13 protein-coding genes are annotated in these 14,618 nt (G+C 60.0%); 10 read left to right on the forward strand and 3 right to left on the reverse strand.

The annotated features are described in order from the left end of the window. Positions 1-104 precede the first annotated feature (104 nt). From exaC to AB4O16_RS13050, 9 genes are all read left to right on the forward strand, one after another. Positions 105-1,625 (forward strand): acetaldehyde dehydrogenase ExaC, encoded by a 1,521-nt coding sequence (exaC, locus tag AB4O16_RS13010; RefSeq protein WP_223542021.1) that lies wholly within the window; start codon positions 105-107, stop codon positions 1,623-1,625. A 209-nt stretch (positions 1,626-1,834) separates the two neighbouring features. Next, the gene (eat, locus tag AB4O16_RS13015) at positions 1,835-3,208 is read left to right on the forward strand and encodes an ethanolamine permease (RefSeq protein WP_460157868.1); all 1,374 of its coding nucleotides are present in this window, start codon (positions 1,835-1,837) and stop codon (positions 3,206-3,208) included. Positions 3,209-3,303: 95 nt separating this feature from the next. Next, complete coding sequence (locus tag AB4O16_RS13020; RefSeq protein ID WP_160390305.1) at positions 3,304-4,698, forward strand: ethanolamine ammonia-lyase subunit EutB; 1,395 nt, start codon at positions 3,304-3,306, stop codon at positions 4,696-4,698. A gap of 8 nt (positions 4,699-4,706) precedes the next feature. Next, positions 4,707-5,531 (forward strand): ethanolamine ammonia-lyase subunit EutC, encoded by an 825-nt coding sequence (gene eutC, locus AB4O16_RS13025; RefSeq protein ID WP_460157869.1) that lies wholly within the window; start codon positions 4,707-4,709, stop codon positions 5,529-5,531. A 114-nt stretch (positions 5,532-5,645) separates the two neighbouring features. After that, the gene (locus AB4O16_RS13030) at positions 5,646-6,107 is read left to right on the forward strand and encodes a GNAT family N-acetyltransferase (RefSeq protein ID WP_460157870.1); all 462 of its coding nucleotides are present in this window, start codon (positions 5,646-5,648) and stop codon (positions 6,105-6,107) included. Between the two features lie 270 nt (positions 6,108-6,377). Continuing rightward, positions 6,378-7,034, forward strand: a complete 657-nt coding sequence (locus AB4O16_RS13035; RefSeq protein WP_160390307.1) for a DedA family protein — start codon at positions 6,378-6,380, stop codon at positions 7,032-7,034. A gap of 4 nt (positions 7,035-7,038) precedes the next feature. Then, positions 7,039-7,851 carry a M90 family metallopeptidase gene (locus tag AB4O16_RS13040; protein ID WP_460157871.1) on the forward strand — a complete coding sequence of 271 codons (813 nt, stop codon included), beginning with the start codon at positions 7,039-7,041 and terminating at the stop codon, positions 7,849-7,851. 113 nt (positions 7,852-7,964) lie between these two features. Then, positions 7,965-8,492 carry an inorganic diphosphatase gene (gene ppa, locus AB4O16_RS13045; RefSeq protein WP_007894323.1) on the forward strand — a complete coding sequence of 176 codons (528 nt, stop codon included), beginning with the start codon at positions 7,965-7,967 and terminating at the stop codon, positions 8,490-8,492. A gap of 228 nt (positions 8,493-8,720) precedes the next feature. Then, complete coding sequence (locus AB4O16_RS13050; protein ID WP_460157872.1) at positions 8,721-9,467, forward strand: S24 family peptidase; 747 nt, start codon at positions 8,721-8,723, stop codon at positions 9,465-9,467. A 302-nt stretch (positions 9,468-9,769) separates the two neighbouring features. Here the strand turns inward: AB4O16_RS13050 and AB4O16_RS13055 are convergent, their stop codons facing one another. Next, a complete protein-coding gene (locus tag AB4O16_RS13055; RefSeq protein ID WP_160390310.1) occupies positions 9,770-10,783 on the reverse strand; it encodes a PDDEXK nuclease domain-containing protein in 1,014 nt (337 codons plus the stop codon). 239 nt (positions 10,784-11,022) lie between these two features. Between AB4O16_RS13055 and AB4O16_RS13060 the strand changes: the two genes are divergently transcribed. After that, positions 11,023-12,198 carry a GGDEF domain-containing protein gene (locus AB4O16_RS13060; RefSeq protein WP_160390311.1) on the forward strand — a complete coding sequence of 392 codons (1,176 nt, stop codon included), beginning with the start codon at positions 11,023-11,025 and terminating at the stop codon, positions 12,196-12,198. Here AB4O16_RS13060 and AB4O16_RS13065 read toward each other — a convergent pair. Together AB4O16_RS13065 and AB4O16_RS13070 are read right to left on the reverse strand one after the other, a co-directional pair. Next, a complete protein-coding gene (locus AB4O16_RS13065) occupies positions 12,185-12,997 on the reverse strand; it encodes a YfaP family protein (RefSeq protein WP_160390312.1) in 813 nt (270 codons plus the stop codon). The genes AB4O16_RS13060 and AB4O16_RS13065 overlap by 14 nt on opposite strands. A gap of 3 nt (positions 12,998-13,000) precedes the next feature. Further along, positions 13,001-14,605 (reverse strand): DUF2300 domain-containing protein, encoded by a 1,605-nt coding sequence (locus tag AB4O16_RS13070; RefSeq protein ID WP_460158058.1) that lies wholly within the window; start codon positions 14,603-14,605, stop codon positions 13,001-13,003. Between the last annotated feature and the right edge of the window lie 13 nt (positions 14,606-14,618).

Below are 14,618 nucleotides of genomic sequence, written 5' to 3' on the forward strand. Positions count from 1 at the left end.
TTGATTTGCCTGAGCTGCAACGCACTGGCCCGACCCTTGCTCTACGCTTATAGCAAGCGCACATGCGCGACTCCCTATAAGCACAAAAGCAAGGAGAGACCACCATGCGTTACGCTCACCCCGGTACTGAAGGCGCTATCGTTTCGTTTAAAGCCAAATACGGTAACTACATCGGCGGCGAGTTCGTCGCGCCTGTCAAAGGTCAGTACTTCACCAATACCTCGCCAGTGAATGGCCAACCGATTGCCGAATTCCCCCGCTCCACGGCCGAAGACATCGACAAGGCCCTGGACGCCGCCCACGCGGCTGCCGATGCCTGGGGCGCCACGTCCGCCCAGGCGCGCTCGCTGGTGCTGCTGAAAATCGCCGACCGCATCGAACAGAACCTGGAACTGCTGGCGATCACCGAGTCCTGGGACAACGGCAAAGCCGTGCGTGAAACCCTCAACGCCGACATCCCGCTGGCCGCCGACCACTTCCGCTACTTCGCCGGTTGCATCCGCGCGCAGGAAGGCAGCGCTGCCGAAATCGACGGCAACACCGTGGCCTATCACATCCATGAACCGCTGGGCGTGGTCGGGCAGATCATCCCGTGGAACTTCCCGATCCTGATGGCCGCCTGGAAACTCGCCCCGGCCCTGGCCGCCGGCAACTGCGTGGTGCTCAAGCCCGCCGAGCAGACCCCGCTGGGCATCACGGTGCTGGTCGAACTGATCGGCGACCTGCTGCCACCGGGCGTGCTGAACATCGTGCAAGGCTTCGGTCGCGAAGCCGGCGAAGCCCTGGCCACCAGCAAGCGCATCGCCAAGATCGCCTTCACCGGCTCGACCCCGGTCGGCTCGCACATCATGAAATGCGCAGCGGAAAACATCATCCCGTCCACCGTGGAACTGGGCGGCAAATCGCCGAACATCTTCTTCGAAGACATCATGAAGGCCGAACCGTCCTTCATCGAAAAAGCCGCCGAAGGCCTGGTGCTGGCGTTCTTCAACCAGGGCGAAGTCTGCACCTGCCCGTCCCGCGCCCTGGTGCAGGAGTCGATCTACGACGAATTCATGCAAGTGGTGATGAAGAAGGTCCTGCAAATCAAACGTGGCGACCCGCTGGACACCGACACCATGGTCGGCGCCCAGGCGTCCGAGCAGCAATTCGACAAGATTCTTTCGTACCTGGAAATCGCCAAGGGCGAAGGCGCCGAGCTGCTGACCGGCGGCAAGGTGGAAAAACTCGAGGGCAGCCTGGCGAGCGGTTATTACATCCAGCCGACCCTGCTCAAGGGCACCAACAAAATGCGCGTGTTCCAGGAAGAAATCTTCGGCCCGGTGGTGAGCATCACCACCTTCAAGGACGAAGCCGAAGCCCTGGCCATCGCCAACGACACCGAGTTCGGCCTCGGCGCCGGCCTCTGGACCCGCGACATCAACCGCGCCTACCGCATGGGCCGCGCCATCAAGGCCGGTCGTGTGTGGACCAACTGCTACCACCTTTACCCGGCGCACGCCGCGTTCGGCGGGTACAAGAAGTCCGGCGTCGGCCGTGAAACCCACAAGATGATGCTCGACCACTATCAGCAGACCAAAAACCTGCTGGTGAGCTACGACATCAATCCGCTGGGCTTCTTCTAATCGCGTAACGGCTATTCGCCAGCAAGCCGGCTCCTACAGACCGCGTAAACCTGTAGGAGCCGGCTTGCTGGCGATGGCGCCCTATATGACACAACACCAAAGGCTGGCCGCTCTGGCACGGGCCTTGCGTACCCGTCATTCAGGATTTGCACCCAACCCGTCGTACCCGAAAGTCCAAAAGATCGAACAATAAAAAATAGAGAGGACTTATGACTACTTCTTCCACACAGCTCAAACCCACACTCGGCACCCTGCATTTATGGGGCATTGCCGTCGGCCTGGTGATTTCCGGCGAGTACTTCGGCTGGAGTTACGGCTGGGGCACCGCAGGCACGCTGGGTTTTCTCGTCACCGCGTTAATGGTGGCGACGATGTACACCTGCTTCATTTTCAGCTTCACCGAACTGACGACGGCGATTCCTCACGCTGGCGGGCCGTTTGCCTACAGCCGCCGGGCCTTTGGTGAAAAAGGCGGATTGATCGCCGGCATCGCCACCCTGATCGAATTCGTTTTCGCACCGCCGGCCATCGCCATGGCCATCGGCGCCTACCTCAACGTGCAATACCCGGAACTGGACCCGAAGATCGCCGCCGTTGGCGCCTATTTCGTGTTCATGGGTCTGAACATCCTCGGCGTCAGCATCGCGGCCACCTTCGAGTTGGTCGTCACCGTGCTGGCGGTCGCAGAACTGCTGGTGTTCATGGGCGTGGTCGCGCCAGGCTTCAGCTTCAGCAACTTCGTGCTCAATGGCTGGTCGGGCGAGAATGAGTTCACGATGGCCTCGATTCCCGGGATCTTCGCCGCTATTCCCTTCGCGATCTGGTTCTTTCTCGCCATCGAAGGTGCAGCCATGGCCGCCGAGGAAGCCAAGGACCCGAAACGCACCATCCCCAGGGCTTACGTCAGCGGCATTCTGACCCTGGTGTTCCTGGCCATCGGTGTGATGGTCATGGCGGGCGGCGTCGGCGACTGGCGCCAGCTGTCGAACATCAACGATCCACTGCCCCAGGCGATGAAAGCCGTGGTTGGCAATAATTCGACCTGGATGCACATGCTGGTATGGATCGGCCTGTTCGGCCTGGTGGCAAGTTTCCACGGGATCATTCTTGGTTACTCACGGCAGTTTTTCGCCCTGGCTCGCGCTGGTTACCTGCCCAAGGGCCTGGCCAAACTCTCGCGTTTCCAGACGCCGCACCGGGCGATCCTGGCGGGTGGCGTGATCGGCATTGCAGCCATCTACAGTGATGGCCTGGTCAATCTACAAGGCATGACCCTGACGGCGGCGATGATCACCATGTCGGTATTCGGTGCCATCGTGATGTACATCATCAGTATGCTGAGCCTGTTCAAGTTGCGTAAAACCGAACCGAACCTGGAACGCACCTTCCGCGCACCCGGTTATCCGATCGTACCGGGGATCGCGCTGTTTCTGGCGGTGGTGTGCCTGGTGGCGATGGCGTGGTTCAACACCGTGATCGGCCTGGTTTTCCTCGGCTTCATGGTTGCCGGTTACCTGTACTTCCAGTTGACCGCCAAGCAACGGTCCGAGGCACCGGCGGACGCTATGCTCGAAGGTATCTAGATGCACCGGCACCGGGATTTTTGCCGGTGCCTGCCTAATCAAGGTGCACGCAGTCGTGAATTGAAGACTTGAACATAACAGGAGGACACCGCCCCATGGCCGCATTCGCCCATACCGTCGGCGCCCAGACTTACCGCTTCGACAACCTCAAGGAAGTGATGGCCAAGGCCAGTCCGGCGCGCTCCGGCGATTTCCTGGCTGGCGTCGCCGCGCTCAACGATGGCGAGCGGGTGGCCGCACAGATGGCGTTGGCCGACACTCCGCTGAGCCACTTCCTGCAGGAAGCACTGATTCCCTACGAATCCGATGAAGTCACCCGGCTGATCATCGATACCCACGACAAACAAGCCTTCGCGGTCGTCAGCCATCTCACCGTCGGCGGCTTTCGTGACTGGCTGCTCAGCGATGCCGCCGACGAACAGGTCCTGCGCGCCCTCGCACCCGGCCTGACGCCGGAAATGGTTGCCGCGGTCTCGAAGATCATGCGCGTGCAGGACCTGGTACTGGTGGCGCAGAAAATCCGCGTGGTCACGCAGTTTCGCGGCACCCTGGGCCTGCGCGGTCGACTGTCCACCCGCCTGCAACCGAATCACCCCACCGACGAACCGGCCGGCATCGCCGCGAGCATTCTCGACGGCCTGCTGCATGGCAATGGCGACGCCATGATCGGCATCAACCCGGCCACCGACAGCATCGCCTCGATCTGCGCCATGCTGGAAATGCTCGACGCGATCATCCAGCGCTACGAGATCCCGACCCAGGCTTGCGTACTGACCCATGTCACCACGTCGATCGAAGCGGTCAATCGCGGCGTCCCGCTGGACCTGGTGTTCCAGTCGATCGCCGGCACCGAAGCGGCCAATGCCAGTTTCGGTATAAACCTGAGTCTCTTGAAGGAAGGCCATGAGGCCGGTTTGAGCCTGAATCGCGGCACGCTGGGCCGCAACCTCATGTATTTCGAAACCGGCCAGGGCAGCGCCCTGTCGGCCAACGCCCACCATGGCGTCGATCAACAAACCTGCGAAACACGCGCCTATGCCGTTGCGCGTCATTTCAACCCGTTCCTGGTCAACACCGTCGTCGGCTTCATCGGCCCGGAATACCTGTACAACGGCAAGCAGATCATCCGTGCCGGCCTGGAAGACCACTTCTGCGGCAAATTGCTCGGTGTGCCCATGGGTTGCGACATCTGTTACACCAACCATGCCGAAGCCGACCAGGACGATATGGACACCCTGCTGACCTTGCTGGGCGTCGCCGGGATCAACTTCATCATGGGCATCCCGGGTTCCGACGACATCATGCTCAACTACCAGACCACCTCGTTCCACGATGCGCTCTACGCCAGGCAAACACTGGGGCTGAAGCCCGCGCCGGAGTTCGAGCAGTGGCTGGCGAAAATGGGCATCTTCACTCAATCGGACGGCCGGGTTCTCTTCGGCGACAGCCTGCCACCGGCCTTTCGGCAGGCCCTGGCGCAATTGGGATGAATCACGACATGGATAAATTACCCTTCGATCCGCACAACCCATGGCTGGAGCTACGGCGACTGACACCGGCGCGAATTGCCCTGGGCCGAACCGGCACCAGCATTCCCACGCGCGCCCAACTGGACTTCCAATACGCCCACGCCCAGGCGCGGGATGCGGTGCACCTGCCGTTCGATCATGCAGCACTCGGTTCACAACTGACCGAGCGCGGGCGCGAAAGCCTTCTGCTGCACAGCGCGGCGATCGACCGCAACAGCTACCTGCAACGCCCGGACCTGGGGCGAAAGTTGAGTGAGGCGTCGGCAAAGACTCTAAGGGAATACGCTTCGGCACACCCTGGCGGGGTCGATCTGGCGATCGTCATCGCCGACGGCCTGTCGGCATTGGCCGTTCATCGCCATACCCTGCCCTTTTTGGCACGCCTGGATGAACAGATTGCAGCCGAAGGCTGGACGGTAGCGCCGGTGATACTGGTGGAACAGGGGCGCGTGGCGGTCGCTGATGAAATCGGTGAGTTGCTGGGTGCAAAAATGACCGTGATCCTCATCGGCGAACGCCCCGGCCTCAGCTCCCCGGACAGCCTGGGGTTATATTTCACCTACAATCCCAAGGTCGGTCTTACGGATGCTTACCGTAATTGCATCTCCAACGTGCGGCTCGAAGGCTTGAGTTACGGCATGGCGGCGCACCGCTTGCTGTACTTGATGCGCGAAGCCTGCCGGCGGCAGTTGTCAGGGGTCAATCTGAAGGACGAAGCGCAGGTTCAGACATTGGAGTCGGACGCAGGAACCGACATGAAAAGCAATTTCCTGCTCGACCCGCCGAAGGCCTGAACCGCTTCCGCATTGCACATTCGTACCAGTTTCAGGCAGGATCGTTGCACGGCCGCCAAGGGTTTCCCATCGCCGTCAGAGATGCAAGACAGCCACTTGAAGACGAGACCTACCATGCGGATTACTCAAGCGACCCTCGAACACCTGGACCTGCTGACCCCGTTGTTCGTCAAATATCGCGAGTTTTATGGCTCCCTGCCGTATCCGGACTCGTCGCGAGCGTTCCTCGAAAAACGCCTGCGTCGCAAGGAGTCGGTGATCTACCTGGCGCTGTCCGATGACGACAGCAACAAACTGATGGGTTTTTGCCAGCTGTACCCGAGCTTCTCCTCGTTGTCACTCAAGCGCGTGTGGATCCTCAACGACATTTATGTCGCCGAAGACGCGCGCCGCCAGTTGGTGGCCGACAACCTGATCCGTACCGCGAAAAAAATGGCCAAGGAAACCAATGCCGTACGCATGCGTGTTTCCACCAGCAGCAACAATGAAGTCGCGCAGAAAACCTACGAGTCCATCGGATTCAAGGAAGACACCGAATTCAAGAACTACGTGCTGCCGATCAGCGACGAACTCTGAATCACCTGCACCCTGCTCGCGATGGCATCGACTGGATTACACTGGTCCAACGAGGCAACGGCATCGCGAGCAGGCTCGCTCCCACCTGATCGTTATCAAACATCAGCCCTGCGATGACATTCCCCGCTACAATCTCGACGCGATTTTCACCACTCGCCTCGTATAATCCCGATATTCCCGGCTTGTAAGAAAAACTACCCCTATCCGTAGTCTTACGCGAAGTCATCCGCACAGGCCTGCCGAGTCGGGCCGTCACCACAGGTGCTATCCATGGATTTCAACCCGATCGACATCGTCCTGCATCTGGACGTGTACCTCGACATGCTTGTAGCCAACTACGGGGCATGGATCTACGCCATTCTGTTCATGGTTATCTTTTGTGAAACGGGCCTTGTGGTCATGCCCTTCCTGCCGGGCGATTCCCTGCTGTTCATCGCCGGCGCCGTGGCGGCCGGTGGCGGCATGGACCCGGTACTGCTCGGCGGCCTGCTGATGCTGGCGGCGATTCTGGGCGACAGTACCAACTACATCATCGGACGAACGGCGGGTGAAAAACTGTTCAGCAATCCGAACTCGAAGATCTTCCGCCGCGACTACCTGCAACAAACCCACGACTTCTACGACAAGCATGGCGGCAAAACCGTGACCCTGGCGCGCTTCCTGCCCATCATCCGTACCTTTGCGCCCTTCGTCGCCGGTGTGGGGAAAATGCCCTACCCGCGCTTCTTTGCCTTCAGTGTGCTGGGTACCATCCTGTGGGTCGGCGGCCTGGTGACGCTTGGTTATTTCTTCGGCAATGTGCCGTTCATCAAGAAGAACCTGTCGCTGCTGATCGTGGGCATCATCCTGCTCTCGCTGGTGCCGATGATCATTGGCATGGTGCGTGGCCGCCTGGGCGGTTCAAGCTCAAAAGCCGAATCGCGCTGACGCGATGTGGTCCCTGGGCGCCTGGCGTCGCCAGCGCACCTTGGCGAAGCACCCGATTGCCGATGACATGTGGCAACGGGTGCGCCATCACCTGAGCTTTCTCGATGGCATCAGTGCAGCCGAAGACCAATGGCTGCGCGAAGCCTGCGTACTGTTCCTTGAAGACAAACACCTGACCGCCCTGCCCGGCGTCGAACTGCATCAGGAGCAGCGCTTGCTGCTCGCTGCCCAGGCGCAACTGCCGTTGCTGAACCTCGGCGACCTGAACTGGTATCAGGGCTTCCACGAAATCATTCTCTACCCTGACGACTTCCTCAGCCCCCAGCGCCATCGCGATGCCAGCGGCGTCGAGCACGAATGGGACGGTGAACACAGCGGTGAAGCCTGGCAACAAGGCCCGATCATTCTCGCCTGGCCCGGTGTGATGGCCAGTGGCGGTTGGGAAGGCTATAACCTGGTGATCCACGAACTGGCACACAAACTCGACATGCTCAATGGCGTCGCCAACGGCCTGCCGCCGTTGCACCCGGACATGCGCGTCAGTGACTGGGCCAGCGTCATGCAAGAGGCCTACGACGACCTCGACCGGCAACTGGAACGCAATCCCGATGCCGAAACGGCCATCGACCCCTATGCCGCCGAAAACCCTGCCGAGTTCTTCGCCGTCACCAGCGAATACTTCTTCAGTGCCCCGGATTTGCTGCACGAAGCTTATCCACAGGTGTATCAACAGTTGAAGTTGTTCTATCGCCAGGACCCGCTGGCGAGGCTGAAGCAACTTCAGGCGCATGACCCTGTCTATCAGGCACACCAGTAAGCGCCATACGACTTCTGGTACATGGCGTCGACCCAGGAATATGCCTATAATCGCCGCCACTTTTTGGTCAATCCGGCCAAGTGTTTCTGGTCAACTAACGGGGGCAACGCCCAATGAGCTACAGCAAGATTCCGGCTGGCAAAGACCTGCCGAACGACATCTACGTCGCGATCGAGATTCCGGCCAACCACGCGCCGATCAAATACGAAATCGACAAAGACAGCGATTGCCTGTTCGTTGACCGTTTCATGGCCACCCCAATGTTCTACCCGGCCAACTACGGTTACATCCCGAACACCCTGGCTGATGACGGTGATCCCCTCGACGTGCTGGTCGTGACCCCTTACCCGGTTGCTCCAGGTTCGGTGATCCGCGCCCGTCCGGTGGGCATCCTGAACATGACCGACGACGGCGGCGGCGATGCCAAAGTCATCGCAGTCCCACACGACAAGCTGTCCCAGCTGTACGTCGATGTGAAGGAATACACCGACCTGCCAGCTCTGCTGATTCAGCAGATCGAGCACTTCTTCGCGAACTACAAAGATCTCGAAAAAGGCAAATGGGTGAAAATCGAAGGCTGGGCCGGCGCAGACGCCGCTCGCGACGCCATCACCAAGTCGGTTGCGGCCTACAAAGGCTAAGCCCGGCTGCAGCCTTTAGCTGCAAGCGGCAAGAAAAACCCCGGTTGATCCGGGGTTTTTTGTGGGCGCCTGATTCGCACGCCAAACATCCTGTTTAAACAAATTCAATCTCGGTTTTTTCTCGTTTAAAATTCCCCGGGAACGTCTTACATCCCGTCGTAAATTTCCCTCGAAATTTGAACGAGGCGTTTATTCAAACCCTTACCAGCCGCCAGTAGACTCGTGTTCATGAAAAAGAACACTAGCGGCCCACGCTTCAAGGCGCTCCTCGAAGCAGCGAGCATCACGACCACCGGATTTGCCGAATTCCTGGATACGGCTCCGCAAAATGTACATAACTGGTACACCCGCGGCGTGCCCGCTCATTGCATGGAAGAGGTCGCCAGAAAGCTCTCCGTCAGCAGCAACTGGCTGAAAACCGGCGAAGGCTCGAAAGATGCCCAGCACCTGCGTCTGCTCGACGAGTCCGGCAACACCTTCGATGCCCAGACCATCCGCGGTGTCTACACGGTCATCGAGCCTGTCGACGTAGAGCTGCCGCTCTACAAGGAAGCTGTCACCACCCCTGGCTCGAACAAAACCCACGTCATACAAGACGCCGAGCAATCCATCCGGCTGCCCCGCAGCCACCTTGACTCCCTGGAAATCAACCACGCTGACGCCATTTGTGCCCTCATGAGCGGCAACAGCATGGGAGAGAAAATTGAAGACGGTTCGACCCTGGCGATTGATCGTGGCCTGACCCAGATTGTCGATGGCGAGATCTACGCCATCGAACATGACGGCATGCTGCGCATCAAGTACCTGCACCGACTACCGGGCAACTCCCTGCGCCTGCGCAGCCACAACCGCGCCGAGTACCCGGATGAAATCTTCAGGGCCGCACAAATCGAAGAGCAGAACATCAGGGTACTGGGCTGGGTGTTCTGGTGGTCGACCCTGAACAAACGGCGGCCGGCGGTACCGTTTCTTTAAGCGTTCCAGAATGCCCGTCGGCCACCCACCCGAGTGGCCGAGCGGCTCTGCGCGGCACTTCCCGCTGGGAATTTGCGTCAAACCTGCGTATGCTGCGCCCCACATTTGCGCATCAACCCGCCTCGCGGCTCTGATCGCACTGACCTGGCAGATGATTTTCTCCCCAGGTCCCACAGCCGGACGCAAGATCCGGGTGTACGTTTTGAAGGCTGGCGCGGTTTACCAAAAATGATCCAAGCCAGTCCCCGAGAAGCCGGCCACAAGCCGGCTTTTTAATGCCTCAAAGAAAGTGATTCAAAAAATCACTCAGCCTCTTGCGCATTCAGCGCATAAAACTCCTGGAGCTTGGCTTGCAACAGCTTCTTGTCCGGCAACTGAGTGTGGTACTCCGCGATCAAGGCAGGCGACAGTGATCGGTTCAGGGCGTACTCGACGATTTCGTCCTCTTTGCTCGCGCACAGCAATACCCCGAGCGCCGGGTTTTCGTGTGTCTTGCGGACATTGCGGTCCAACGCTTCAAGGTAAAAATCCATCTTCCCCAGGTATTCCGGCTCGAAGCGCCCGACCTTGAGTTCGATTGCCACCAGGCAGTTCAGCCCACGGTGGAAGAACAACAGATCCAGCGCAAAGTCCCGCCCACCTACCTGCAACGGATATTGCGAACCCACAAAGCAGAAGTCCCTGCCCAGTTCGATCAGAAAATCCCTGAGCTTGTGCAGCAGGCCACCATGCAAATCCATCTCTGCATGGCCACGCTCCAGAGCCAGAAACTCGACCACATAGGCATCCTTGAACACGTCCAGGGCCTGGGGATGAATTTGTCTCAGCGGTGCTGACACTTTTGCCGGGCTGACCACTGAACGTTCAAACAGAGCCGCCTTGAACTGACGCTCCAGTTCGCGGCTCGACCATTTTTCCTGGATTGCCATGCGCAGGTAAAACTCACGCTCCTCCGGGTGTTTGCTCTGGTTGAGAATGATCATGTTGTGTGTCCAAGGCAATTGTCTCAGCAGTGCTGAGACTTTTACGTCATGCCTGTACGCTTCGAAAAATTGACGCATACGAAACAAATTAGGCCGGGTGAAGCCCCTCAGTCCGGGCTGAGTACGAGCGAGGTGAGTGGCCAATCGAGCCACCACCCCATCCCCCCACTCCGCTGCTTCAATTTTTCGACTGATGTAGGCCCCTACCTGCCAGTGCAACTCGATCAGTTCGGTGTTGACCGCCTGCATGGCGCGTTGTCGCGCAGTCACAATCAGTTGGGTGATTTCGTTGAAAGCAGAATCGAGAGAGGTATCGCTACGAAGATCATTCACGTCAGGGCATTTCCATGTCGGTTGCAGGGCCCTTTTAACTACTCCTGATACCGGCGCAGGAACATTCACGATGTATTTCTGCATGAAACAACGCGAACAAGCCTCCATCCCGCCCAGAGAACACTTGCCAAGCCAAAATGGCCGATGCTAAATCCACCCCGTCCAAAGACCGCTACCCTTACCCCGGAAGAAGCTCTGTCGGTCGGACTTCGCTTTCAAGCTCAACGGGAACCTTCGCAATGGATCTGCACATCCCGACCCTGCTGGTAGTCTCGGTCTTCGTTTTTATTCTGATGGGTTTGTTGACCTGTCATGCCTGGTGGCGTGAAACCCGTGAGCGTCCGCTGGCTTATCTGGGTGCCATGATGTTGCTCGCCGCCCTGGGTGTGGTGCTGGTCAGCTGGCGTGGGCGCGGGGTCGACTTTGTCCCGCTGATTTTCGGCAACGTGGCCCTGTTGCTGAGCGCCGCAATGAACTGGACGGCCATGCGCGTACTGGTCGGGCGCGCGCCGTCGGTGCCGGGAATCGTTGCCGGCGCAGGCATCTGGCTGATCCTCTGCCTGATTCCGGCGTTCTATGACGCCATGCCTGTACGCGTCGTGGTGTATTCCCTTCTGGCGGCCGGCTATGGCGTGCTGACAGCCTCGGAGTTCTGGCGCAACCGTCAGAGCCTTGATGTCGCGTACATGCCCGCGCTGGTTCTGACCCTGTTGCATACCGCTTTCTATCTCGTGCGCAGTGTGATCGACAAGAGCTTGCCGCTGGATCAGGCCCTGTCGGGCGTCGGCGAGGGTGTGCGGTTTTTCTCCTTCATGCTGTTCGAATCCATGCTCTATGTCATAGGCATTGCTTATGTGACGCTGGCCATGGTCAAGGAGCGCACCGAGCTCAAATTCAAGGCGGCGGCATTCTGTGATTCGCTCACCGGGATCGGTAACCGGCGCGCCTTCATGTCCCACGGGGAGCGTTTGCTGGCGGATAGCCAACGCCGAACGGAGTCTGTCGCCCTGCTGTTGTGCGACCTGGATCACTTCAAGCGCTTGAACGATAGCTTCGGCCATCCAGCGGGGGATCAGGCGCTGATCGCGTTCAGCCAGATTCTGACGGGCAATCTGCGCCATCATGATGTGTTCGGTCGCATCGGCGGAGAGGAGTTTGCCTGTCTGCTCAAAGGGGCGGATGAGCGGGAGGCGGTTCAGGTTGCCGAACGTATCCGCCAGGCGTTTTCCCGGCTGTCGATGCTGGAGCCGGGGATGCTCAGTGTCAGCATCGGCGTCGTCACCACCCGCGAGGCGGGCTACGACCTTTCGAGCCTGCTTTCACAGGCCGATGAAGCCCTGTATGGCGCCAAGGATCACGGGCGCAATCGAGTGCAAACCCTGCGCAAGTTGTACCTCAACCTCACGGATAACTGAACGACTTCACCAACGTCAACTCCCCGACCGCGCGCATCGGCACCAGGAACGTCTCCATTTTCTCGCTCGGCGTTCCTTCTTCGGTAATCACCGTCACCTGCGCGGTGGTCAGCGGTTGGACCGCGTCTTCCTGCCCTTCTTCATCACTGCTGTAGCCACCGCCGAAGTAGTTCACATAAACCAGATACTGCCCCTTGATCGGTGCGGGCATGGCGAAGATTTCCGGACCATAGCCGGTGGTGACGTCGACGTCGAGCGCGGCGCCGTTGGGGGCGACGCGGTCGCCGTACCAGATGTGCGCACCGTCGGGAGTGATCAGGTGCAGGTCGAGGTCGGTGCCGTCGCTGTCCCACGCCAGCAATACTCGCAATTTGGCCGGGGTGGCGCCGCCGCTGCTGTTGAGGAACTGCGTGCGTTTACGTTGTTGGCCATCCGGGCTGCGAACTTCGACGCTGTTGCTGCCGTTGGGGAATGAGAACGGGCGATCGAAACGGCCGGCTGGGTCGATCTTCAGGGGCATGCTGACGCCGTTGACGATCAAGCGACCGGGCTCAGCGGATTTGGGCGTGGCTTTGATCTGCCCACTGATGCGAGCGGTGTTGGCCTGCCCTGCCGGAGTATTCACCGACGAGGCCGGGTAGTTGACGACCTGCCGGAAACTTTCCCCTTCACCTTCGGATGCTCCGGTGCGCCAGCCGCCTGCGGGGGTGTCGAGTTTGACGCTGTCAGCCGCCATCAACGATGGCAACGCCATCAGCGAACAGAAAAACAGCAAGACCTGTGGATAACGGAGTTTCATGGTCTATTCCAGCAAGAGGTGGCGGGCGAGCCCTTCGATGTAGGTTTCATCCTGGCCGTTGGGGTGTGCCTCGAAGGCCAGGTGCAGGTATTCGTGGGTCAGGTCGAGGCGGTCTTGCAGCGTCAGCACACCGCGCACATAGATGCGCTGGCGTTCGCGGTCGACATAGGGGCGGCCGAAGGCCAGGCGGCACACGGCGAAGGTGCTGACTTCGTTGTAGCCGGTTTCGCTTTCAAGCTGCGGGCGCCAGCCGCGCCGTTGCTTGTGCAGCCAGTCTTGTGCGGCGGGCAACGCTTCGCAGGACGCGACCGGGTTGTCCCAGCGACTGAGGCTGGCGCGCGGGTAGGCGTGCAGCAGGATGGCGTCGTAACGCTGGCCGGCGCGGGCCTGCTCGACGGCTTGCTGCCAGGACAGTTTGTCCGGGCCGGGTTGATCGGAATGGTAGGTCACGGTACTGCCGGCCAAGACCAGGTCGCTGGTCCACGCGGCGATGTCGCGAGCCCCGGGTGACGCCGGACGCGGTGCGACGCGCTGACGGTTGCTGCTGTCGTCGATGCTCAGGCAATCGCCACTGCGCGTGGCGTTTTGCAGCAGGTATGTACGAATGGCCACGGCCAGGGCTTTGGCGGCTTCGACCGGTTCGGCGCTGGCTTCGCGCTGGAGAACCCGGGCGACGTATTCTTCGCGATCCAGCCGGGCGACGAGCTTGTCGTTGAGCAGAAACAGTTCGCCGTCGCTGTGGATATCCAGCGCATTGCCGTTGGCGAATTCAACACGATAGTCACCCTGCAATGCTCCGGAAGTCACCGCCGCGCCCCCTGACAGCACGCGCCGAAGCGGATAGCGCGAGAACAGATCGACTTCTACGCACCTCCCCGCCTCCACAGGCCATGCAACAGGAAGCACCGTCGACATTGCTTGCGCGTAATCACTTAGTACCCGCTGACTGGTGCCACGCCCGCCGGCCCAGACCGGTGTACCGTCCGCCGTCCAACCGGCAAACCCGCCCTGACGCGATGTTGCATCCTGATCCGCCAGCCAGCTCCAGGTCTTCACCCGCAGGCGGCTGCCGAGCTCGCCGACGACATGGCCGTCGGCGGCATTGAGCACCACATCGAGTAACACACGCCGGGCTTGATCCTGTGCCGGCAGCACCGCCAGCACCTTCAACAGCTCTGCTACCGAAACCCGCGTAGCCGGTTGCAACGAAGGTAAATCCAGCAACCATGGCGGCGCCTGCCGCGTCTGCCAATAGGCTCGCCAGTCGCCATCACTGATGCCCAGTCGCGTGGGTTCGAAATACAGACCGCATGACTTCACCAACGCCTGATCACGTTCGATCCTGCCGCCCGCCGTGCAGCAATACACCTCTTCCTTCGATTGGCCACGACATTCATACGCCGGCTCTCGGGCGCCGGTGTCCACCAGCCAGGCGTAGACGAATATCTTCCACACACTGCCCAGCGGCGTCTGCAAGGTCTGCGGCAACGGCTCGCGGGCGATCACCTGTGTTCGACTCAGGGACAACAAATCGCCCTTGAAGGCCAGGCGCAAAGGCTCGTCCTGCGCTGTCGCCAGCGCAGGGAGCAAACACAGCAGCCAACCCATCAGCAGCCTGTGC

It is taken from the genome of Pseudomonas sp. S2_H10 (assembly GCF_054668285.1).